At 63.0% G+C, this 19,932-nt stretch carries 25 protein-coding genes and 1 tRNA gene; 19 read left to right on the forward strand and 7 right to left on the reverse strand.

What is annotated here, in order from left to right; all coding sequences use genetic code 11:
• Positions 1-106: 106 nt before the first annotated feature.
• The gene (locus AB7G19_RS16980) at positions 107-649 is read right to left on the reverse strand and encodes a tetratricopeptide repeat protein (protein WP_028150223.1); all 543 of its coding nucleotides are present in this window, start codon (positions 647-649) and stop codon (positions 107-109) included.
• Positions 650-900: 251 nt separating this feature from the next.
• On the opposite strand from AB7G19_RS16980, the gene AB7G19_RS16985 reads away from it, so the two are divergent.
• The 4 genes from AB7G19_RS16985 (at position 901) to AB7G19_RS17000 (ending at position 3,405) form a co-directional block, all read left to right on the forward strand.
• Positions 901-1,269 carry a His-rich protein BRANT gene (locus AB7G19_RS16985; protein ID WP_166342386.1) on the forward strand — a complete coding sequence of 123 codons (369 nt, stop codon included), beginning with the start codon at positions 901-903 and terminating at the stop codon, positions 1,267-1,269.
• 212 nt (positions 1,270-1,481) lie between these two features.
• Positions 1,482-1,916, forward strand: coding sequence for a hypothetical protein (locus tag AB7G19_RS16990; RefSeq protein WP_283016904.1), 435 nt, complete (start codon positions 1,482-1,484; stop codon positions 1,914-1,916).
• Between the two features lie 287 nt (positions 1,917-2,203).
• Entirely contained in the window at positions 2,204-2,911 is a 708-nt protein-coding gene (locus AB7G19_RS16995; RefSeq protein ID WP_166342385.1) for an outer membrane protein, read from the forward strand.
• A 251-nt stretch (positions 2,912-3,162) separates the two neighbouring features.
• On the forward strand, positions 3,163-3,405 hold the full coding sequence (locus AB7G19_RS17000) for a DUF6719 family protein (protein WP_038935984.1): 243 nt from the start codon (positions 3,163-3,165) through the stop codon (positions 3,403-3,405).
• A 33-nt stretch (positions 3,406-3,438) separates the two neighbouring features.
• Here AB7G19_RS17000 and AB7G19_RS17005 read toward each other — a convergent pair whose 3' ends face one another.
• Together AB7G19_RS17005 and AB7G19_RS17010 are read right to left on the reverse strand one after the other, a co-directional pair.
• Positions 3,439-3,693: a hypothetical protein gene (locus AB7G19_RS17005; RefSeq protein WP_166342384.1), complete on the reverse strand. Its 255-nt coding sequence runs from the start codon at positions 3,691-3,693 to the stop codon at positions 3,439-3,441.
• A gap of 296 nt (positions 3,694-3,989) precedes the next feature.
• Entirely contained in the window at positions 3,990-4,394 is a 405-nt protein-coding gene (locus AB7G19_RS17010) for a hypothetical protein (protein ID WP_166342383.1), read from the reverse strand.
• Positions 4,395-4,496: 102 nt separating this feature from the next.
• Between AB7G19_RS17010 and AB7G19_RS17015 the strand changes: the two genes are divergently transcribed.
• Positions 4,497-4,661, forward strand: coding sequence for a hypothetical protein (locus AB7G19_RS17015; protein WP_166342382.1), 165 nt, complete (start codon positions 4,497-4,499; stop codon positions 4,659-4,661).
• A 3-nt stretch (positions 4,662-4,664) separates the two neighbouring features.
• On the opposite strand, the gene AB7G19_RS17020 is transcribed toward AB7G19_RS17015, so the two are convergent.
• Positions 4,665-4,856, reverse strand: a complete 192-nt coding sequence (locus AB7G19_RS17020) for a hypothetical protein (protein WP_028154790.1) — start codon at positions 4,854-4,856, stop codon at positions 4,665-4,667.
• 244 nt (positions 4,857-5,100) lie between these two features.
• Between AB7G19_RS17020 and AB7G19_RS17025 the strand changes: the two genes are divergently transcribed.
• The 8 genes from AB7G19_RS17025 to AB7G19_RS17060 all read left to right on the forward strand — a co-directional run bounded on the left by AB7G19_RS17025 (position 5,101) and on the right by AB7G19_RS17060 (position 13,089).
• Positions 5,101-6,798 (forward strand): methyl-accepting chemotaxis protein, encoded by a 1,698-nt coding sequence (locus AB7G19_RS17025; protein ID WP_283016903.1) that lies wholly within the window; start codon positions 5,101-5,103, stop codon positions 6,796-6,798.
• A gap of 252 nt (positions 6,799-7,050) precedes the next feature.
• On the forward strand, positions 7,051-7,770 hold the full coding sequence (locus AB7G19_RS17030; protein ID WP_166342380.1) for a class I SAM-dependent methyltransferase: 720 nt from the start codon (positions 7,051-7,053) through the stop codon (positions 7,768-7,770).
• An 81-nt stretch (positions 7,771-7,851) separates the two neighbouring features.
• A complete protein-coding gene (locus tag AB7G19_RS17035; RefSeq protein ID WP_166342379.1) occupies positions 7,852-8,565 on the forward strand; it encodes a class I SAM-dependent methyltransferase in 714 nt (237 codons plus the stop codon).
• Between the two features lie 104 nt (positions 8,566-8,669).
• Positions 8,670-10,502, forward strand: coding sequence for an outer membrane protein assembly factor BamB family protein (locus AB7G19_RS17040; RefSeq protein WP_166342378.1), 1,833 nt, complete (start codon positions 8,670-8,672; stop codon positions 10,500-10,502).
• Positions 10,503-10,522: 20 nt separating this feature from the next.
• Positions 10,523-10,936: a GFA family protein gene (locus AB7G19_RS17045; RefSeq protein ID WP_166342377.1), complete on the forward strand. Its 414-nt coding sequence runs from the start codon at positions 10,523-10,525 to the stop codon at positions 10,934-10,936.
• A gap of 374 nt (positions 10,937-11,310) precedes the next feature.
• Positions 11,311-11,472 carry a hypothetical protein gene (locus tag AB7G19_RS17050; protein WP_283016901.1) on the forward strand — a complete coding sequence of 54 codons (162 nt, stop codon included), beginning with the start codon at positions 11,311-11,313 and terminating at the stop codon, positions 11,470-11,472.
• A gap of 500 nt (positions 11,473-11,972) precedes the next feature.
• A complete protein-coding gene (locus AB7G19_RS17055; RefSeq protein WP_283016900.1) occupies positions 11,973-12,344 on the forward strand; it encodes a hypothetical protein in 372 nt (123 codons plus the stop codon).
• A gap of 115 nt (positions 12,345-12,459) precedes the next feature.
• A complete protein-coding gene (locus tag AB7G19_RS17060) occupies positions 12,460-13,089 on the forward strand; it encodes a TerC family protein (RefSeq protein ID WP_283016899.1) in 630 nt (209 codons plus the stop codon).
• 233 nt (positions 13,090-13,322) lie between these two features.
• Here the strand turns inward: AB7G19_RS17060 and AB7G19_RS17065 are convergent.
• From AB7G19_RS17065 to AB7G19_RS17075, 3 genes are all read right to left on the reverse strand, one after another.
• A tRNA-Thr gene (locus AB7G19_RS17065) sits at positions 13,323-13,397 on the reverse strand.
• A gap of 62 nt (positions 13,398-13,459) precedes the next feature.
• The gene (locus AB7G19_RS17070) at positions 13,460-14,629 is read right to left on the reverse strand and encodes a tyrosine-type recombinase/integrase (RefSeq protein WP_441267976.1); all 1,170 of its coding nucleotides are present in this window, start codon (positions 14,627-14,629) and stop codon (positions 13,460-13,462) included.
• Entirely contained in the window at positions 14,626-15,117 is a 492-nt protein-coding gene (locus AB7G19_RS17075) for a hypothetical protein (RefSeq protein WP_441267977.1), read from the reverse strand. The genes AB7G19_RS17070 and AB7G19_RS17075 overlap by 4 nt, the downstream gene beginning before the upstream one ends.
• A 98-nt stretch (positions 15,118-15,215) precedes the next feature.
• Between AB7G19_RS17075 and AB7G19_RS17080 the strand changes: the two genes are divergently transcribed.
• The 6 genes from AB7G19_RS17080 to AB7G19_RS17105 all read left to right on the forward strand — a co-directional run bounded on the left by AB7G19_RS17080 (position 15,216) and on the right by AB7G19_RS17105 (position 19,835).
• Positions 15,216-15,488, forward strand: coding sequence for a helix-turn-helix domain-containing protein (locus tag AB7G19_RS17080; protein ID WP_441267978.1), 273 nt, complete (start codon positions 15,216-15,218; stop codon positions 15,486-15,488).
• Between the two features lie 429 nt (positions 15,489-15,917).
• Positions 15,918-16,361, forward strand: coding sequence for a toprim domain-containing protein (locus AB7G19_RS17085; RefSeq protein ID WP_441267979.1), 444 nt, complete (start codon positions 15,918-15,920; stop codon positions 16,359-16,361).
• Positions 16,358-17,764, forward strand: coding sequence for an AAA family ATPase (locus AB7G19_RS17090; RefSeq protein ID WP_441267980.1), 1,407 nt, complete (start codon positions 16,358-16,360; stop codon positions 17,762-17,764). Before AB7G19_RS17085 ends, AB7G19_RS17090 begins: the two co-directional genes overlap by 4 nt.
• A gap of 1,019 nt (positions 17,765-18,783) precedes the next feature.
• Positions 18,784-18,987, forward strand: a complete 204-nt coding sequence (locus tag AB7G19_RS17095; RefSeq protein ID WP_441267981.1) for a hypothetical protein — start codon at positions 18,784-18,786, stop codon at positions 18,985-18,987.
• 25 nt (positions 18,988-19,012) lie between these two features.
• Positions 19,013-19,420: a hypothetical protein gene (locus AB7G19_RS17100; RefSeq protein WP_441267982.1), complete on the forward strand. Its 408-nt coding sequence runs from the start codon at positions 19,013-19,015 to the stop codon at positions 19,418-19,420.
• A 46-nt stretch (positions 19,421-19,466) separates the two neighbouring features.
• Positions 19,467-19,835: a hypothetical protein gene (locus tag AB7G19_RS17105; protein WP_441267983.1), complete on the forward strand. Its 369-nt coding sequence runs from the start codon at positions 19,467-19,469 to the stop codon at positions 19,833-19,835.
• Positions 19,836-19,932 lie beyond the last annotated feature (97 nt).

Genomic DNA, 19,932 nt, shown 5'->3' on the forward strand with positions numbered 1-19,932 from the left:
GCACCAATTTGCGAGGGGAGCACTTGATGCGAGAGGCTAACCGAGAAAGCGGAACGGGCACAACCCCGAGGTTGTGCCCGCTCGTTTCGTTCGAGGATGCGATGTCTCAGTAGACGAGCGTCGCGCCGGTCGGCTTGTCGAGCGCCGCGGCGAGCGAGCGATACTCGGAGCTGTCGGTGCCGGCGAGCGAGGCGATCTTGTTCAGGTGGTACTGCGCCTGTTCGCGGTTGCCCTGCTCGAGCTGCCAGAGGCCGTAATACTGCCAGGTGCGGACGTGGTTCGGATCGTCCTTCAGTGCGATCTCGTAATAGACCTTGGACGACTGGTAGTCGCCGAGCTTGCGATAGGAGTAGCCGATCAAATTGGCGACGTCGGCGACGTCGTCGCGCTCGAGCGACTTCAGCTGGCCGATCGCGCTCGTGTAGTCGTGACCGTCGTAGATCGTGGTGTAGGCGGTGCGATAGGCCGCGAGGAATTTGGGATCGCTGATGGAGGAGCTCTTCTTCTTCCCCTTCTTGGCCGAGCTGTCCGACTTCGGCGGCGGCGAGGGCTCGTCGCTGCCCGCGGCGTAGGCGCTGGTCAGCATCGGTCCGGCGGCCAACGCCATCGAGACAAGCCCCGGTACCAGAAGCATGGAAAGTTTGCGCATCTATCTTCTCCCGTATGGAACGTGGCGATCCTACACGATTGCCCAAAGACCGGAACACCCAGAGGGCAAAAACATTCCCGCTTCGCACGATCTATTCGCCCCTCCGCAGATGACAAACTTGTCATCGAGATGAACAGAAGCCTGCAAGGGACTTCAGACTGGGTTCAGCGCGCGCCGCCTAGGCTCCCACCCACGATCGAAGAGTAGGCGAGAGGGCGCCGCCTCAAGATCCTTCCAAGAGGAGACCAACCATGTTGAAGACCATTTCCGCAGCCTTGCTCGCCGCTTCCGTAATCGCAGCCCCGGCCTTCGCCGCTGAAGCCGGCAAGACCACCACGACCGCGCCGGTGATCAAGGCGGACCAGAGCCAGACCAAGGCGTCGACCACCGCCGTGAAACCCGAGGCCGGCGTCAAGGCCGACACGAAGGCCGCCGACGTCAAGGCGGACGCCAAGGTGGATACCAAGTCGAAGGCGATGAACGCCAATGCCGCGGTCACGCCCGACGAGCACAAGGCCGTGCGCACGCATCGCCACCACAACAAGCATCTGTCGGCCAAGAAGTCGCTGAAGGCGCAGCCTGACGTGACCAAGCCGGCGGCCATCGACAAGCGCAGCTAACGACTGATCCGGCGCGGCGGCATCCCTGGCATTGCCCGCCGCCGCGTGCGGAATTCAGGCCCGGCCCGTCGTCTCGGCGTCAGCGCGAAAGCGCAGGCGCCGGCGGCGGGACGGTGCGTTATTTGCGCAGCATACGAGCAGGACCGAATTCCCTTCGTGCAACCTTGGGGCTAGAACATCCTCCGAGTCTGATCGAGCGGAGAGCGTGGCCTGTGGGATGGTTGGCGAAGCGTGCGGTGATCTTGGCGTTGGTTCTGGTCTTGCCGCTGGCGCTCGCGGCATGTTTCGGCAGCGACGGTGATCGTCCATCCCTGATGGAGGGGACCCAGGCGGGAGGGCCGCAGCCGTTTCCCGACAATTTTCGCAGTGACACGCTGGCCTTGATGCGCGCTTACCTCAACAATCCCGTCGGTGTGCGCGAGGCCACCATGGCCGATCCGGTGCTGCGCGAGATCGGCGGACGGCAGTTCTACGTCGCCTGCCTGCACTTCACGCCACGCGAGACCGACGGCAGCTACAAGGGCGTGCGCGAACGGGCCGCCGTCTTCGTCAACGGGCGGGGCGACCGCATCGTCGATCGCGCCGGCGAGCTCTGCGCCGGTGCGGTTTACGCACCCTTTCCGGAACTGGAAAAGATGGCGCGGTAGCGCAAAGCCGGCCTTCATCGGCAGGTGCTAGGACAGGGGCCGCCGGAGCCGCTGGATCACAATTTGGCGAGCTTTGAACGGGGCTGGTTTGCCTTGCGACAGATCGTTACAGCCCGCCTTGAGCAGACGACGAAAACAGTCGGTGCAAGCAGGTGTGACGGAACAAAATCGCGTTGTTGCCACACCGTCACAGTGACAGACGATCAACGTTCCGGCATCGCCGCGAAGCAACCTAATTCACGCCACGTTGTTTCCTGAGTGTCGAATTTGAAAGAACGGGGATGATCATGAAGACGATTTTGCTGGGCGCCGTTGCTCTGCTGGCGCTGGCTGCACCGGCCGCCGCGGCCGACATGCAGCCGCGCACCTATACCAAGGCGCCCGCCTATACGCCGCCGCAGGTGATCTACAACTGGACCGGTTTCTACATCGGCGGCCATGTCGGCGGCGCGTTCGCGGGTGACAGCAGCTTCCAGTCGAGCGACGCCCGTTTCCTGGGCGGCGTGCAGGGCGGCTTCGACTACCAGTTTGCGCCCAATTGGGTGGTGGGTATCGAGGCCCAATATTCCTGGCTGCCGACCAACAACAACGGTGTCACGTTCCCGCTGGGGACGCAGGTGACGTCGAACACCGACCAGCTCGGGTCGGTGACCGGCCGCATCGGCTACACCTGGGGACCGGCGCTGGTCTATGCCAAGGGCGGTTACGCCTGGCGTAATGGCGGCCTCGGCGTCAACGTCGCCGGCGTGGCGCAGCCCTTCACCGCCACTGGCAACAACAAGGACGGCTATACTGTCGGTGCCGGCCTCGAATACATGTTCGCACCGAGCTGGTCGGCCAAGGCCGAGTACCAGTATTACAACTTTGGCAGCACGACCTTCACCTCCGCTCCGGCCGACGTCGTCGGCGTCCGGGGCCGGGAGGACGAGCATACCGTCAAGGTCGGTGTGAACTACCGCTTCGGCTGGGGCGGACCGGCGGCCTCGCGCTACTGACGCCCAACAGCGACCACGACCTGACAAGGGCCGGCTCACGCCGGCCTTTCGTTTGCCTGGCCCTTGTTTGCCTGCCTGTTGTTTGCTTTGCGTGAACCATCTGGCGCGTCATTTGCAAGCAAACGGTCTGGCGCGCGCGTTCTCACGCGCGTCATGGGACTGGCGTAAAGCAAAAATAATTTTTGCCGCCTACGGAACTCGCGCTCCGGAAGGCGTTATATGAGAATTACCGGGCTGGTGGGACGACGGACATGCGTATCTTTGTGTCGGCAGTAGTGCTCTCGTGCTTCATCTCCCTGCCGTGCGCTGCACAGACAATCCTCAAATCCGAGCCTCTGATGCTGGCACCCTATGAGGTGGCCTTCGTCAAGGACGCTTCCTGCCCATCCGGCAAGGTGCTGAAGGTAACAGGCGCGATCCGCGGGCTGCACCGTCGCAAGGCCTGCGTGGTGCTGGCGGGCGAGCAGGCCTCGCTGGCGACCGCGACCCCCTGAGAGATCCCTTCCTGAGATACCCCGGGCCGAACCTCAGGAATTCAGCGCAAGCTCCATCCTCGACTGCTGCTCGGCCTCGGCCTTGTTCCTGGCGGGGTCCTCGCCCTGGGCAGCCCGGCAGGGCCTGATCTCGTAATCATTGTCCAGGACCCGGCGCGGCCCGTGGCGCCGATCGTCGGTGCTGACATCCACGACGAGGCCGCTTTGCTGCGCGAGCTGCCAGACGTCGGCCTCGCTGGGATAGGCCTTGCTGATTTGGGCGTCGTTGCAGAACAGGGCGTAGGGCATTCTTCCCGCTCCCGGAAAGCGCGTTAACGGCTTCACGGGGCAAGGGGTTCCGGGACGATCACGGGGGCGTGATCGGAGCCGCGGGCCCTGAGTCTTTAACGAGTCCTGAATCCCTAAAAAAAGAATCCCTGGGACTCATTTGCCGGAATCAGCGGATGTTTTCGGCCATGACGACCGACCTCAAGACCTGCTGCGGGCACATGCTGCTGCCACTGACGCTGGGATTGCTCAGCGCCTGTGCGGCCAATCTCTGGTTGGTCTGGTCCTGGCTGTAGGTGTCCGATCGCCCGCCGGTCTTAGTTTTCGGTTGGCGGACGGAGGGAGGGGTCACGAATGGCCGCGCGGAGCCTGGTCAGGGTCGCCGCGCAATACTCCTCCCGCTCGCGCTCGAATCGCTCCTGATGCTTGCGGAAATTGGCGATGCGGGCCTGCATCTCGGAGCGGAAATCGCCGCTTGTCCGTGCTGGCGGGATCATGACGGGCGGGGCGAGCGGGACTGGCGGCGGCTTGATCTCGACCGCCAATGTGTCGACCGCCACGATCTCGACGGTGACGGTCTCGACGGTGACGGTCCCCACCGGGACGTCCGGTGCAGCCGTCGGCCTCTCCGGCGGATGGAAGTCGCCCTTCTTGCCGGTCACCGAATGGACGAAGGCCATTGTCTGCGCGATCAGTGCGTCGCGCTCGCTGATCCACTTCATGGTCCACCTCTGTTGGAGCCATTCCAGCAAAGCTGGCCGGCCGAATCAAGGAGGTGTCCGGCTGGGGATTGCATATTTTTCCCGCCCGCCCGACAGTGGGGAATGGACGTCAAATCAGACCAGTCGGACGAAGCGCAGGGCCTGCGGCTCGTTCGTGCGTTCTTGTCGCTGCCACCCGACAAGCGGGCGGAGGTGATCGTGTTCGTGGAGGAGTTGGCGCGAGCCCAAGGCCGGCCCGAGGCGGGCACGGAGGCATCGCCGACGTGAGCGCTATCGCTCGCGCGGGTTGATGTTGGGCTCGAACGGCGCGCCCACCACCCGGACCGGTGTCGGAGCCGTAACGTCGATCGCCGCGCGTTCGGCGACCTGCGTGGCCGGAGCCGGTCCTGGTGCCAGCTCGAACAGCGCAACGGTGCCGGCCACGGCGACACAGCACAGCGTCACCGTCGCCAGCAGAAACATGTTTCGGTTTTCTTCCTTGATCCGCATGGGCCGACAACGACTGACGCCGTCGACCGGTTCCGGCCGGCTCTGTCCGGAAACGCCCCCAAAACAGGCAGAAGCTTACACGAGGCTTACGTCGACCCCCCGAATAGTTATTTTTCCGTAAGACTACTCGGGGGATTTGGCATCAAATCTTAACGTCCGCCGGTTCCAATGCCCGTTGCTGGGATTATGCGTCGGCAGAAGCATTGGGGCGGCTGTTATGAGCTTTTTGAACAATCTGAAAATCGTGTGGAAGGTCGCACTAATCGTGGCGGTGATGGGATGCGCGATGCTCGCCGTCGCCGGCTTCGCCGCGCGTGAACTTTCGGCGACTGTCGACGGATTTACCGAACTCTCCGCCGCGCAATCCTCGGCGCTCAACCTGACGCGGGCCCAGCGCCGCGCGGAGACCTATCATGCCGCGCTCTATGCGGTCTTCACCGAAGCGACGGAGGCGGGCAACGCTGGCCGTCTCAAGATCGCGAACCAGAACCGCACCGAAATCAGTCAGTACCTCGATGCGGCCGTGCAGGACGACCCGTCGCGCGCCAGCCAGGTCAAGAGCATCGGGGACCAGCTGAAGGCCGCGTTCGCCAGCTGCGATCCGGTACTCCAGGCCGGCGCGCAGGCAAGCAGCGTGGAGGAGAATGCCAAGGCCGCCGAACGTGCGCACAAGGAGTGCGATCCGGTGCTGGACGCGGCCCTCGCACGCATCGTCCAGTTCGTGACCGAGTCCGCACAGGCGGTCAGCAACCGCAAGGAAGCCATCAACCGCGACGCCAGGTCCGCGACCTGGACCGTGATCGGCGTCAGCGCCGGCGGCCTGATCGTCGGTATCGCGATCGCGCTGTTCATCGGCCTCAATGCGATGTCCCGGCCGATCGCCCGGCTCAAGCTCGCGATGGAGGGTCTCGCCCGCAACGATCTCAAGACCGAGGTGTCCGAGAAGGACCGGAGCGACGAGATCGGCGACATGGCCAGGACCGTCGAAGTCTTCAAGACCAACGCGATCGAGGTCGAACGCCTCAAGGCTGCGCAGCTCGAGATCGAGAAGCAGGCTGCCGAGCAGCGCCGCCGTGACATGGTCAACCTGGCCGACGGCTTCGAACGCGCGGTCGGCGAGATCATCGAAACCGTCGGGTCCGCTTCCACCGAGCTCGAAGCGTCGTCCTCGACGCTGGCCACCACCGCGCACCGCGCGCAGGAGCTGACCTCGGTGGTCGCGGTCGCTTCGGGTGAAGCCACGGGCAACGTGCAGTCGGTTGCGACCGCAACGGAGGAGCTGTCGTCCTCCGTCAACGAGATCAGCCGGCAGGTGCAGGAATCCGCGCGGATGGCGGGCGAGGCCGTCACCCAGGCGCGCACCACGACCGAGCGGGTCAGCGAGCTCTCGATCGCGGCGACGCGGATCGGCGATGTCGTCGAGCTGATCAACACCATTGCCGGCCAGACCAACCTGCTGGCGCTGAACGCCACGATCGAGGCGGCACGTGCCGGCGAGGCCGGCCGCGGCTTCGCGGTCGTCGCCTCCGAGGTGAAGACGCTGGCCGAGCAGACCGCGAAGGCGACCGGCGAGATCAGCCAGCAGATTTCCGGCATCCAGACCGCGACCCAGGAATCCGTCAACGCGATCCGCGACATCTCCGCGACGATCGAGCGGCTGTCGGAGGTGTCGTCCACCATTGCCGCGGCCGTCGAGGAGCAGGGCGCCGCGACCCAGGAGATCTCGCGCAACGTGCAGCAGGCCGCTCACGGCACCCAGCAGGTCTCCACCAACATCACCGACGTGCAGCGCGGCGCGGCCGAGACCGGCTCGGCGTCCTCGCAGGTGCTTTCGACCGCCAAGATGCTGGCGACCGACAGCAACCGGCTGAAGGACGAAGTCGGAAAATTCTTGCGGACCGTGCGCGCGGCGTAAGTGTGTGCGGCGGCACTCGTCCGCCGCGCTCACCGCGCCTAATGCGGAAGCAAGAGGCCGAGCGCGAACACCAACAGCATGGCCGTCATGACGACGGCCGTCACGGCGCCGGCAACGATTTTGGCCTTCTCTTTGCTGGTGGTCGAGCGCATGCGGGCTGCATGCTACCTCATGTTGAACTTCGGTCCAATCCGTGGTCAGTAGCCGCGCAGCGCGATGCGCGCGGCCGACTCCATTCCCGAAGGTCGCCCCATGAACGAGGACGTCAGCGACGGCTGGACCGCGTCCGCGGCCGCCTGGATCGTCGAGCAGGGAGAAGACGGCGACTACGGCCGCCGCTTTGTCCTAGACGCGCCGATGCGGGCGCGGATCGAAGGGCGCGGCTTTCGCAATGCGCTCGACGTCGGCTGCGGGGAGGGGCGCTTCTGCCGCATCATGCAGCGCGCCGGCATCGGCACCACCGGCCTCGATCCGACCGAAGCGTTGCTTGCGCGCGCCAGGGAGCTGGACCCGACCGGCAACTATCGGCTCGGCCGCGCCGAGACGATGGAGGTCAGTGCGGAATTTGACCTGGTCGTCAGCTATCTCAGCCTGATCGACATGCCCGACCTCGGCGCGGCCATCGCGAAGATGGTGGCGGCGCTGCGGCCGGGCGGCACGCTGCTGATCGCCAACCTGACCAGCTTCAACACCGCAGGGCAGCCCGACGGATGGACGCGGGACGGCGAGGGTATCCCGCGCTTTTCGATCGACCATTACATGGAGGAGCGGCCGATCTGGGTGAGCTGGCGCGGCATCCGCGTCCAGAATTGGCATCGTCCGCTCAGCACCTACATGACGCTGTTGCTCGATCACGGCCTTCAGCTGCGTCTGTTCGTCGAGCCGGAGCCCGCAGGCGGCGATCCCGAGAGGAATGCCGTTCATCGCCGCGTGCCCTATTTCCACATCATGGAGTGGCAGAAGGCGGCCTGAGGGAAGCGGCTGGCGATTTCGGAGGCGACGCTTCGGCTGTATAGTGTGCTTGCGACGGAATCTTGACGCGAGTCCCGCCCGATGATCACCAATCGTCCACCCGTGCTCGCCCATGAGCGCTTCGTTGCGGACCGCGAGAACTTTGACGGCCTCGATCTCGCCGCGCGGTTCGAGCGGATCGAGCAGACCAACCTGTGGGGCGCGGCCACATCCGTCTCGGGCCTCGGCTCGGAGGACCCGGCGACCGCCGCGATCCGAGAGGAGCTTCCTCCCCTGCTGCAACGGCTCGGCGCGCACTCGCTGCTCGATGCGCCCTGCGGCGATGCCGGCTGGATCGGCCGCATCAAGCTCGACCTCGACTACACCGGCATCGACATCGTGCCGTCGCTGATCGAGACCAATCGCCGGCGTGTGGCCGGCGGCGAGTTGTTCGGCCGGTTTCTCGTTGCCGACGTCACGCGCGATGCGCTGCCGCGCGCGGATGTCATCCTGTGCCGGGACTGCCTGGTTCATTTGAGCTTCGACAACATCGCCCGCGCCGTTGCCAGCTTTGCCGAGAGCGGCGCGGGCTTCCTGCTGGTCACGACGTTTCCCGAATGGGATGCAAATCGCGATTGCGCGGATGGCGATTGGCGCGCGCTGAACATGGAGAAGGCGCCGTTCAACTGGCCGTCGCCGCGCGCGCTGATCAACGAGCGTTGCGAGGAGGGCGGCGGCGGCTGGCGCGACAAGAGCCTTGCCCTATGGCGGCTGGATGAACTGCCCGATCGTATCCGCATGGCCACGGCGATGTGACGGACGCAGGCGGAACTCCATTGCGTCCGTGACCGCACTGGCGATACACTTCAGGTTGTGTGACGCGATCTTTGGGTCGCGTGTCGACGATGCCGGAGGACGCCATGAGGCCGAGTTTTGCCGTAGCGGCTCTGTTGATCTGGTGCTCCACGCCGGCACTGGCGCAGCAGGACGGCGCCGCGCTCTACGCAGCGCACTGCGCGCAATGTCACGATGCCGGCGATGCCCAGAACCGCGCGCCCGCGCGCGGCGCCATGCAGGCGATGTCGTTCGATCACGTGCTGGGGACGCTGACCTCCGGCAGCATGGCCGCGATGGCGAAGGAGCGCAGCGACGACGAGCGTCGCGCGATTGCTGCTTTCGTCACCGGCAAGGCCGCAATCAACAGCGCGTCTGACGGGCAGGGCCGCTGCACGCAGCAGATCAGCGGCTTTCCGCAACCGCTCGACGGTCCACGCTGGAACGGGTGGGGCGTCGATCTCAACAACAGCCGCTTCCAGCCGGCCGACATGGCGGGGCTGACCGCGGCGCAGGTGCCGCGCCTGCGGCTGAAATGGGCCTACGCGTTTCCCGGCGCCTCGGTGTCCTTTGCGCCGCCGACGATCATGGGCGGCCTGCTGTTCATCGGCGGCACCGACCGCAAGGTACATGCGCTCGACGCGCGAACCGGCTGCACGCTGTGGACGTTCGCGATCGATGCGGCGGTGCGCGCCGCGATCACGGTCGCACCGCTTCCGGGCTCCGATCAGTTCGCGATCTTCTTCGGTGATTTGCGCGCCAACGCCTATGCCGTGAACGCGCTGACGGGGGCGCTGATTTGGAAGACGAAGGTCGAGGAGCATCCGGCCGCGCGCATCACCGGCGCACCGGTGCTGCATTCCGGCATTCTCTACGTGCCGGTGTCCTCGCTCGAGGAGGCCGCCGGCTCGCAACCCTCTTACGAATGCTGCACCTTCCGCGGCAGCGTGATGGCGCTGGAGGCCGCGACCGGCAAGCCGGTCTGGCAAGCCTATACGATCCCGGAAGTGCCGCATCCGACCGACAAGAACGCGAGGGGCGTGCAGCTCTTCGGCCCGTCCGGTGCCGCGATCTGGTCCGCGCCGACGATCGATGTGAAGCGCGGCGCGATCTATGTCGCGACCAGCAATTCCTATTCGAATCCGCCATCCGCGACGAGTGACGCGATTCTCGCCTTCGATCTTGCGACGGGAAAGCTGCTCTGGAGCCAGCAGGCCACGCCGAAGGACGCTTATGTCGTGGCATGCTACGGCGTGGACAAGACCAATTGTCCCGAGGATCACGGACCCGACCACGATTTCGGCCAGTCGCCGATCCTGGTAACTCTGCGCGACGGCAGGCGCGTTCTTGCCATCGCACAGAAATCCGGCGTCGTGCACGCGCTCGATCCCGACGACGGTGGCAAGATCCTGTGGCAGACGCGGATCGGGAAGGGCGGTGCGCTTGGCGGCAGCGAATGGGGCTCGGCGGCCGATCAGGATCGCATCTATGTCGCGAACTCCGACGTGCGTTTCCTGCGTGACGGCACCAGACGTCTCGACTCCACGCAAGGCGGCGGCCTGTTCGGGCTCGATCTCGCCAACGGGACAGTCGTGATGGAGGTGCCTCCGGTCGCCTGCGGCGATCGTCTCCAATGCAGCCCCGCGCTGTCGGCGGCGGTGAGCCTGATCCCCGGCGTCGTGTTCTCCGGCGGCGTCAGCGGCTTCCTGCGTGCCTATGCCAGCGACGGCAAGCTGCTCTGGGAGTTCGACACCGCGCAGGATTACAAGGCCGTCAACGGCGTCCCCGCCCATGGCGGCGCGATCGATGGTCCCGGACCGGTCATCGCCGGCGGCATGCTCTACACCAATTCCGGCTACGGCCAATGGAGCGGCGTCGCCGGCAACGTGCTGCTGGCGTTCGAGGTGGGCACGGAGTGAGCGCGAGGTAGGGAGGCGCGATGATCGATGCCCGATGCAGTTGCGGCGCCGTTGCATTGTCGCTCGCGGAGCCTTCCCGCGCGGTCGTTGCTTGTCACTGCATGGACTGCCAGCGCCGAACCGGTGCGCCCTTCGGCGTCGGCGCCTTCTACGCGGCTGAGGCCGTCACGATCTCGGGGACCCCAAGCGAATACGTTCGCAAGGCCGCGAGCGGCGGCAAGGTCCGCAGCTATTTTTGCACCCATTGCGGTTCGACGGTCTATTGGAAGGCGGACAATCTGCCAGGGATGATCGGCGTCGCCGTCGGCGCGATGGCGGACCCGAATTTCCCGGCTCCGCTAAAATCGGTTTTCGAGCAGTCGAAACATGGCTGGGTCGAAATCAATGGTGCGGAGCACTTTCAGCAAAGCAGTGCGCCGAAGAATGCAAGCTGAGGTTTCCGCCTCAAGCGCTGGTGCCGGCTGAGGGGATTGAACCCCCGACCTTCAAGGCGATCTACGAAGCTTGACCGATGACCTCGGCAAGCTGAGGTCTGCTAGCCATTGCGGCGAGCGGGCTTGCGATCGGCTACCTCGGCGGGCGTCTCTACCGGCGCGCCGGCGTCGAGGACTCGAGCTGCATCAGCGGCAAGCCGTCGACAGCGCTGGGCATGTGGTGCGCGTTCCCGTTCACTGCGGCACTGCTGTTTGTGGTGCTCGGTTGAAGCGGCTCACGCTCGCGGCCGCCTTCGGGGTCGCATTGTCGGCCGCCGGCGCATGCCGCCGATCCCGATCCATACGCCTGTTTCGGCGGCGCGTGTTACGTCGCCATGGGCGCCGGCTTCCAGTGCGCGGATCTGCCGGCGTTCTGTGCCGGCGCGCGGGTCCTGCTGGCCGAGGCTGGCGGCAATGAGGCTGCGGCCGAGAAGCTTGCGCGAAGCCGTGGCCATGGCCGGCTGTCGATCGCGCTCGCGCATCGTTTCTGCAAATAGGGAGGGACTCATGCGGAGCTATGTCATCGGCGCCGTGCCCGCGCTCGTGGGGCTGTGGTTCGTGGCTATCCGCGCGCTGATGTTGAGCTGTGGGAACGCTAGGTTCTTAGTTCCGGTTCCGCAATGAAGCTCAGCTTAGGCTTGCCACATAAGTCACCTTGCCGCGCGGTGAAAAACCGCGCGACGATGAGTAGCATTGCTTTTTTGATCGCCCGGTTCGTTCTTCTTGGAGAGCAGATCTTGTCGATCGTGGGTGCGCTCTCGCGAGAGGCCAGCACATGATTGAGCTTTGGAACAAGTGGTACGGGACCTTGGCCTCTGTCGAGGCGCTGGCAGCCGTCGTCGTTATTGCCGTGGTGACCGCTGGCATTCTTACGCTAATTGAGAGTCAGCGGCATAGGACAAAACATTGATGGGGAGACGTCGGAAAACGATCGGCTAGACCAGAGTAGTTCAGCAGGTGAGGGGCGTTCAAAAATGCTCCTATGCAGGAGGATCAAATGATCCTTTCTCGTGCAAGTTGGACAAACAGGAATGCTTCTTGGCGGCAGGCATTTTGCACATGCGCGGTGTTGAGCATACTGGTCGCAGCTCCTGCATTCTTGATGATACTCCTGCTGGATTCCCAGCTCGTCTTACCAGCGCTCAGTATTCTATTTTTCTCAGACGCGATGATCACTGCGGTCTTGGCTTGGGCAAAGTCGGGAAATGCGACATTAGAAAATGTAACGCTATGGGATGTTGCCGGGGCATTGACCATGTTGGGTTGTGCCGCAGCGATTCTTGGCGAACCAGATCAAGTGGCACTTCTTTTCGAGCAACCGGTCAGACTACATTTGGACGCGGCTCTAGGCGATAGCGCTAGCCCCTGATAACCGGCGGCGTTAGGACCCCCGTTTCTTGGTGGCAGGTATCGGTCAACCGATCCGATAGACGTATGCGATCTCGCTTGCAGCTGCCCATTCCCCTGCGGCGGGGACATGACCTGTGCCTGATTATTACGATACAGATGTCCTTAGCGTATTCTTGCAGATCGTTCTGATCGATCTGGTGCTCGCTGGCGATAACGCCATCGTCATCGGTCTTGCTTCAGCCGGACTTCCTGAGGCGCAACGAGGCAAGGCGATTTTGATCGGTATTGTTGCCGCGACGATACTGCGCGTCTTACTCGCCGGGTTGGCGACGCAAATCCTCCAGATCGTCGGCCTCTTGCTCGCCGGCGGGATCCTGTTGTTGTGGGTATGCTGGAAAATGTGGCGAGAGTTGCGCACATCCTCCACAGGGCCAACAGGTGCGATGGACGCCGCTGGAGCAATTGCAGGCGGCAAAGCTCGCAAAACACTCGTTCAAGCGAGTTGGCAGATTGTCGTGGCCGACGTTTCCATGTCTCTCGACAACGTTCTGGCCGTGGCTGGGGCAGCACGCGAGCATCCGATGATCTTGATTTTCGGCCTGGGGCTGTCCATCGCGATGATGGGCGTGGCCGCTTCGTTCATTGCGCGCCTTCTGCAAACTTATCGATGGATTGCTTACGTCGGTCTAGCCGTCATCCTTTATGTGGCGGGTGACATGGTCTTTCGCGGGACGTTGGATGTCATCAACGTTGCGTCGATATGAGATGCTGTATCCTAAGTCGTCAGGCAGAATTCGAACGCAGTACGCATAGGCTGCAGATGGGGTGTGAAGCCCGCAGAAGAAAGGGCCGCCTTTGTGGGGCGGCCCTGTCCAAAGTCTATCGACGCCGGTCAAAAAAATTAGGTTAGAGCAAAGCCAGCCCCGAGAATGAAAACAACTAAGGGTACAAGCGCCGCGCCCGGTTGAGGGACATCGAAATAAAACAAGCTAAGCGCTGGTGCCGGCTGAGGGGATTGAACCCCCGACCTTCGGTTTACAAAACCGCTGCTCTACCGCTGAGCTAAGCCGGCATCTATTTGATTTTTCAGGACGTTGCCGCCGAGGCTATGCGAACATCCTGAGAACGTCGGCCCTATTTTGGCCCTTTCGATAAGGCTCGCGTGAGCTGACCGATTGTGTCGGCCGCCGCCTCGTCGCCTTTCTGCGTCCTTTTAGCGTAGACCCGGAGCAAAACGCTAGGGTCATGCCCCAGCCTTTTTGCGACAACGTGCACCGGTGTTCCCTGGTCGAGCAGCCACGTGCCATGTGACACACGGAGATCGTGCAGGCGGATCGCGAAGCCGAGGATCCTCTCGGCACGGTTCACAAACTGCTTGGTCACGCTGTCAGGGTGGCGAGGCGCGCTCATGTCGCCGTTGGGGGCAGGGAAGAGCAGCCAGTCGGTTGGGATCCGGATCAGGCTGAGATCAACATTGTCCCCATTGGGTACGCCTGCGGCGATCTGAAGAGCAACGCCGCGCATTGCGAGCAGCTGGTCGACGAGCCCGTCATCCAACTTGATTGTCCGTTTGCCGCGCTCGCTCTTCGGGACCTTGAATCGTAGACCATGCGCTTTGGTGTATTCCAAGGCGCGCTCAATGCGGAGCGTCTTGGCGTCAGGGTCAAAATCGGACCAACGAAGCGCCAATGCTTCACCGCGTCGCATGCCAGTGAAGGACATGACGAAGACGAGATCGAACAACGTCGATCCTCGAAATCCCTCAACTAGGGCGATGATCTTATCCTGCTCCAGCGCCTGACCTACGTCGGAGTCGGCCGCCACCGGCTTCTTAATTGCCGCAGCTGGATTGACCTGCATCAGCTTGCCTATATCCACCGCTGCCTGAAGACAGGCCTTCAGAACAGTCGCGATGTGGTGCCGGGTGCGTGGCGCAAGTTTAAGCTCGGCATAGAGCTTTTGAATTTCGATCGGTTTGATCTGTTGAAGCGGCCGATCGCCCAGTTTCGGGAGAACGTGCTTCTCAAGCAAATCTTCATAGCGTGCGACTGTCTTATGCTGGCGCTCCGCGGCCTTCAGCGCGATCCAGTCTGCTGACCATTTCCGCAACGTCGTCTTGTCAGGAGCAACGTGCGTGCCTTTGTCGACAGCGTCTAGGACGCTACGGAGTTTTGTTTCCGCCTCTTTCTTGGTGCCTCGGAACGTCACCGCTTGCCGAGCCCCATCGGCGTCATAGTATCGCAGGCGCCATGAGTTTTCGCCCCGGCCCTGAATGCTTCCACTGCCGTGGGATCGCTTGCTCATTCTTCGTCCTCCGAATTGTCAGTTTCTTGTTCAGCTCTCACCCTGTGCAATTCAGATTGCATGACAAAAAAGCTCTGGGCTGCGGCGCGACCAATTGTGTCGGCTTTGGAATCCACTTCCAGCCGCTCTCCGAACTTGATCTCACCGAACCAGTCGTTCAACGCCACCACCAGGGCGCGACGCAGCTCGGGTCCAAAGTTCTCTTTAGCGTCGTTCAGATCGAAGTTTTGACCTTGATCCAGGACGTCGCCTTGCCCGTTGTCGGGGACAAGCTGGAGGCGCTGTCCTAGGGCGGTGTGAAAGACGATCTGTGCGAGCCACATCGCCTCGTCGCCCACCACTTGGGCAAAACCCGAGAGTCTGTCTTGTGCGAGAGAATTTGCGAGCCGGCGTCGAATTTCGTCGGAGAGCGTGCGACCGGCCGCTTTGGCCGCACGGTCCAACTCGCTCCGCTGCTTACCGGTTAGACCGATTTTCACCTGTTTCATAAGCTGGCCTATTGCATGGGGCCAATTTGTCGTCAGAATGGCCCCAGTAGTGGACCCTAGTGATTTGGCCTCCCTATGTCAACAGGACGATATTGGACATGATGAAACAGCACCAAAAGGCGGCTTTGACCTCTACTTCGGGGCCGCCGCGGTCCGCCGCGGGCGGCGCCCGGAAAGTTCGCAGCCCCATTTTCGATCCCAAATGGGACGGCCGCTCTACATTTTCTGTGGAAGAAGCAGGTTGTGAGATCCTGGGCTTGTCCAAGGTCAGCGCCTACGCAGCCGCCAATCGCGGCGACATTCCGACTGTTCGTATTGGCCGGCGTCTGCTTGTACCGCGTCTTGCGCTGGAGAAGTTGCTGGGCGAGTAGCCGGTGTCAGCTCAGGACTTACTCAGTCAGTTCAACATCAACACGCCCGCGGCAAGCGTCGGGCGGTACTACACGACGTGTCCGCAATGTTCGCATAAGCGGAAAAAGTCCAATCAAAAGCTGAAGTGCCTTGGCGTCACGATCAACGTCGATGGCGTAAAATTCGGCTGCAATCATTGTGGATGGACGGGTGGCGACCAACACCGCATCGCAGATCCACAGATCCTTGAAAAAGCTCGAGCGAAAGCACGCGAGCGAGATCACACTGAAGCCGTCGATAGCCTGAGGAAGGCACGTTGGTTGTGGTCACAACGCCAGCCAATCACAGGATCCGTTGCGTAGACCTATCTGCGCCGATGTCGTGGTTACCAAGGCGACCTTCACGCGACACTCGGCTTCCTTCCTGCTCGCGGGGGTCACGCGCCGGCGATGATTGCTGCGTTCGGCATGGCGGTAGAGACACTACCCGGTGAGCTCGCGATCTATGACCTGGCGATCCGCGGCGTGCACATCACCAAGTTGAGGTCCGACGGCGCCGGCAAGGCTGGCACGGAGGCCGACAAGCTCACGATCGGCATCGGGAACACGGCGCCGATCTGGCTCGCGCCGGTCAACGATGGTTGCGGCCTCGCGATCTGCGAAGGCATCGAGGACGCGCTGTCAGTACATGCAGCGACGGGTCTGGGTGCATGGGCGGCGGGAACGGCCGGGCGCCTTCCGGCGATGGCCGACCACGTCCCGGCCTATGTCGAGGCGGTGACCATCTTCGTTGATGCCGATCCGGTTGGAGAAAAGAACGCTGTAGAGCTGGCCGCAAGGCTCGATGCAAAAGGTTTTGAAGCGCGGCTCGTCCGACCGGGAGCTCACGGATGAAGGCGGACGCTAACACGTTGCACCAAACACAGGGCGCTGACCGACTGCGCGATATCATCGATCTACATGCCGAAAGCTACGTTAGCGGATCGCCTTCTACGTCTAAAACTTCATCGCCGCTCTCGCGCGAACAGGCTCGGCAGGCCTACGCTGATGTAGGTTTTTCGGATGGACCGCCGCCGTTCGATGCGCCGTTTCACGATTACTACCCTGAGAGCGCCGACGGCGAGCCGATCGTGGATGCCGCGCCAGCAGGTCCGGTTGCGATCTTGGGCGAATGGAACGCAGGCGCTGCTACGCGCAAGCCCCCGCCGCGGGGGTGGTTGCTCGGCAACCAGTTCTGCCGCCAGTTTATCTCAGGTCTTGCAGCCCCCGGGGCGACAGGAAAGTCGGCGGTGCGGCAGGCGCAATACATCGCATTGGCTACAGGCAAGCCCATCACAGGACAGCACGTGTTCAAGCGCGGGCGGGTTTTGCAGATCAGCCTGGAAGACGACGCGGACGAAATGCGGCGCCGCCTCGCGGCGGCCTGTATCTATCACGGCATCGAACCTGCCGACCTCGACGGGTGGCTGTTCTGTGCCACCCCCAAGGGCATCAAACTGGCGGAGATGAAGGACGGATCGGCCCGCAGAGGCCCGCTCGAGATGATCCTCCGCAAGACGATTGAGGACCGCAAGATTGATCTGCTTGCGCTTGATCCGCTCATCAAACTTCACGCGCTCAAGGAAAACGACAACAACGACATGGATTTTGTGAGCGAAATCCTTGCTACGCTTGCCTCCGAATACAACATCGCGGTCGACATCCCGATGCATACCAAGAAAGGGATGCAGACCGCGGGCGACACGGATGCCGGCCGCGGGGCGGGGGCCACTCGCGACGGTGGTCGCTTAATGAACACGCTCACGAGGATGAACGAGGAAGAGGGCAAGGCTTACGGCATCCCGGCTGAACAGCGCAGCCTCTACGTTCGACTGGACAATGCCAAGGTCAACCTTGCGCCGCCGTCCGACCATACAACGTGGTTTAAGCTCGTCGGCGTCCAACTCGACAACGGCACCCCAGACTATCCCGCCGGCGACACCGTGCAGACGGTCGTGCCTTGGCACCCGCCGAAGACCTGGGACGGCATCAGCAGCGCCCAGCTGAACGCCGCCCTGGACGAGATAGAGGCCGGCATGCCGAACGGCCAGCGCTATTCCGACGCATCCAAGGCGGGCGCCCGGGCCGCGTGGCCAGTGGTGCAGAAGCACTGCCCAGACCGCACCGAGCCCCAATGCCGTGAGATTTTGCGCACCTGGAACAAGAACGGCGTGACCTACTCCGAGGACTACGACGACGCGATCGACCGCAAGTCCCGCAAGGGCCTTCGCGTCTGCCATGCAAAACGGCCCTCATGAGGTGCGCCATTGAGCCAATTTCAATGGAGCAGCCATGGCGCAGATTTGTCTGCTGCGCCATTGAAATTCCCCTAGTGTTGGAGATGGCGCAAAACCGCGCGCCATTGCTCCATTGCTGCATGGCGCAGCGGTGGCGCACCCAGCCTCGCGCGCACGCAGCCTCATCCGCTATGCGCCACCAGCGCTTTGCCTTCGGCGACGCTTGGGGGCGCACCGCCGGACAGCATGCAAAACAGGTCACGAAATGGGGGCTGTGGGACGTGTCTCGGGCTCAAGAGATACGACTTAGGAATTTGCGGCCTCGCTCGACACTGATCGGCCGCGCCGCTGCGTAGCACTCCGCACCTGACGATGAAGTCGTGATGAGGCTGCACCGATCGCGTGCCCTCGGTTTGTGAAACCGCTTGTGGATAGCACTATGGTGCTGAGATCGTTGGCGATCCTTCCACTAGTAATCGGGGTTGGACCCATAATTGGACCTAAAGACCGAACTGGATGTGACCAGACGAACCGCACTCTTCGCAAATCACCGCGGCCATGGTTCGGTCAGCACAACGCACGATCGGAAGGGATTTATGCGCGCGGGTGCCAACTCAGTCTTGAGCTCTGTTGAAGCAGACCAGGCGCGCCCGTGCACGCGCGAGGCCGGGGGTGGGCCCTCCGATTCCAGAACCCGCCACGCGGGGACCGGGGTTCGAAAAAGGGGCGCCGATCGAGCCGGTGGTCTTCCCCTCACACGACCGACCCCGCAAACACTCGATCCCGATTTTTGGTTGAACCCAGAATTTTTCCGAACCGTAGAGAGGCGCTGAAATGAAGATCACCCGACATGCCGCTCCGCCGTCACCTCCCTCGCGACCGATCAAACGGTTTGAGCAGCCCGCATTGGGCCCGCACCACGTGCCGCCGGCCGCGACCCCTGCGGCAGCCTCGAATGAGGAAGCGGCGCATGCGGTCCGCGTGGCGTCGAGCCCGGGCGGTATCGATCCTCGTCAGCAGCGCTACTAGGGAAACTGCCCGTGCCGCTTTTCACCCTGACCGTTTACGACCAAGTCCCCGCGATGGAGAGGAAGGCCAGCGAGCTTTCGTTCATCCGGCGAGCCGTCACCTTGGCTGTGCAGGATGCGCAAGCTGCCGGCGGCACGAAGACGTCTGGCGACATCCTGAACGACGGCGCCGTGGTGATCGGCAGCTGGAGTTTCAATTCGCAGAGCGCAAGCTGACCTTCAACATCCGGAGAACTCCATCATGACCGCGACCATCAGCCGCCCAACCGCCGCCATTCCAACCACGCCGCCGGCCAACTGGAACAGGGAAGTACCGAGGTATCGGGTCGTTCTCCCGGTGCGACCGTCTCCGAACTCCAGGCATCGGTTTGAGCCGCCTTTTTCTAGCTTCAGCGATTCCGCCGTTTGGCAGTATGCGGATCGGGCCTACGAGGCAGGGGAAATCATCGAAACAGGGGCCTGGCCAAATCCAGCGTTTCATCCCTTGAACTACTCGGCAAAGATGGTGATCGAGTTTTACCGCAACCGGGTCAAATCGCGGTTGCAGTCCGCGCCGTGGCAAGGCGGCAAGGTCGTTCTCTCGGACGGGCTGGGCCTGACCGGCAGCGGGCCGCGGCCGCACGTCAAGACGGCCGACATGCCGGCGTGAGCCTGCCCACCTAACTTTCGTGGCCCAGAGACGGGAGCTCCTTTCGATGTTCGTTCGGGTCTGCAACGACTATTACCAGGTGATCGGGGCCCTCCGCGATCGTGCGGTCGAGATGCAGATCAGTCGCGAGGACATTGGAAAGATTGCCGGCTTAGCTGGCGGCCACGCGTCAAAACTCCTGTCTCGCAAGCCATCCAAGACTTTTGGGCCGCTGACGTTAGGAGCGACGCTCGAGACGCTTGGGCTTCGCTTGATGCTCGTGGAGGACACGGCCGCGTCCGCGCGCACCGTGGCTCGGCGAGAGCCCGTCCATGCCAGCCAGCAGCGGTTTGGCAACGTGTCGCGCATCACGCCAAAGGCGCTGCCGGCACTGCCGGTGCCGGCCGGTAAGCGACGAGGGTCCAAGTATGGATAACGCCGTGACTGCGCGCCTCGATGCAGAGGCGCCGCCTGACCCGCGCGTCTCCGCGTGGTGCGTTGCGCCCACCTCTCACTGAATCATTCTGTCCGCC

This window comes from Bradyrhizobium sp. 215_C5_N1_1 (assembly GCF_052075935.1).
In the GTDB taxonomy this organism is placed as follows: Bacteria; Pseudomonadota; Alphaproteobacteria; order Rhizobiales; family Xanthobacteraceae; genus Bradyrhizobium; species Bradyrhizobium barranii.

Coding starts and splice junctions, on each gene's coding strand:
- AB7G19_RS17015 (WP_166342382.1), top strand. CDS start 4,497: ATGGACGTCAAATCAGACCAGTCGGACGAAGCGCAGGGCCTGCGGCTC.
- AB7G19_RS17050 (WP_283016901.1), top strand. CDS start 11,311: ATGGGCGCCGGCTTCCAGTGCGCGGATCTGCCGGCGTTCTGTGCCGGC.
- AB7G19_RS17080 (WP_441267978.1), top strand. CDS start 15,216: ATGATGAAACAGCACCAAAAGGCGGCTTTGACCTCTACTTCGGGGCCG.
- AB7G19_RS17020 (WP_028154790.1), bottom strand. CDS start 4,856: ATGTTTCTGCTGGCGACGGTGACGCTGTGCTGTGTCGCCGTGGCCGGC.
- AB7G19_RS17075 (WP_441267977.1), bottom strand. CDS start 15,117: ATGAAACAGGTGAAAATCGGTCTAACCGGTAAGCAGCGGAGCGAGTTG.
- AB7G19_RS17085 (WP_441267979.1), top strand. CDS start 15,918: ATGATTGCTGCGTTCGGCATGGCGGTAGAGACACTACCCGGTGAGCTC.
- AB7G19_RS17035 (WP_166342379.1), top strand. CDS start 7,852: ATGATCACCAATCGTCCACCCGTGCTCGCCCATGAGCGCTTCGTTGCG.
- AB7G19_RS17000 (WP_038935984.1), top strand. CDS start 3,163: ATGCGTATCTTTGTGTCGGCAGTAGTGCTCTCGTGCTTCATCTCCCTG.
- AB7G19_RS17055 (WP_283016900.1), top strand. CDS start 11,973: ATGATCCTTTCTCGTGCAAGTTGGACAAACAGGAATGCTTCTTGGCGG.
- AB7G19_RS17040 (WP_166342378.1), top strand. CDS start 8,670: ATGAGGCCGAGTTTTGCCGTAGCGGCTCTGTTGATCTGGTGCTCCACG.
- AB7G19_RS17105 (WP_441267983.1), top strand. CDS start 19,467: ATGTTCGTTCGGGTCTGCAACGACTATTACCAGGTGATCGGGGCCCTC.
- AB7G19_RS17030 (WP_166342380.1), top strand. CDS start 7,051: ATGAACGAGGACGTCAGCGACGGCTGGACCGCGTCCGCGGCCGCCTGG.
- AB7G19_RS17010 (WP_166342383.1), bottom strand. CDS start 4,394: ATGAAGTGGATCAGCGAGCGCGACGCACTGATCGCGCAGACAATGGCC.
- AB7G19_RS17090 (WP_441267980.1), top strand. CDS start 16,358: ATGAAGGCGGACGCTAACACGTTGCACCAAACACAGGGCGCTGACCGA.
- AB7G19_RS16985 (WP_166342386.1), top strand. CDS start 901: ATGTTGAAGACCATTTCCGCAGCCTTGCTCGCCGCTTCCGTAATCGCA.
- AB7G19_RS17070 (WP_441267976.1), bottom strand. CDS start 14,629: ATGAGCAAGCGATCCCACGGCAGTGGAAGCATTCAGGGCCGGGGCGAA.
- AB7G19_RS16980 (WP_028150223.1), bottom strand. CDS start 649: ATGCGCAAACTTTCCATGCTTCTGGTACCGGGGCTTGTCTCGATGGCG.
- AB7G19_RS17045 (WP_166342377.1), top strand. CDS start 10,523: ATGATCGATGCCCGATGCAGTTGCGGCGCCGTTGCATTGTCGCTCGCG.
- AB7G19_RS16995 (WP_166342385.1), top strand. CDS start 2,204: ATGAAGACGATTTTGCTGGGCGCCGTTGCTCTGCTGGCGCTGGCTGCA.
- AB7G19_RS17005 (WP_166342384.1), bottom strand. CDS start 3,693: ATGCCCTACGCCCTGTTCTGCAACGACGCCCAAATCAGCAAGGCCTAT.
- AB7G19_RS17025 (WP_283016903.1), top strand. CDS start 5,101: ATGAGCTTTTTGAACAATCTGAAAATCGTGTGGAAGGTCGCACTAATC.
- AB7G19_RS17100 (WP_441267982.1), top strand. CDS start 19,013: ATGACCGCGACCATCAGCCGCCCAACCGCCGCCATTCCAACCACGCCG.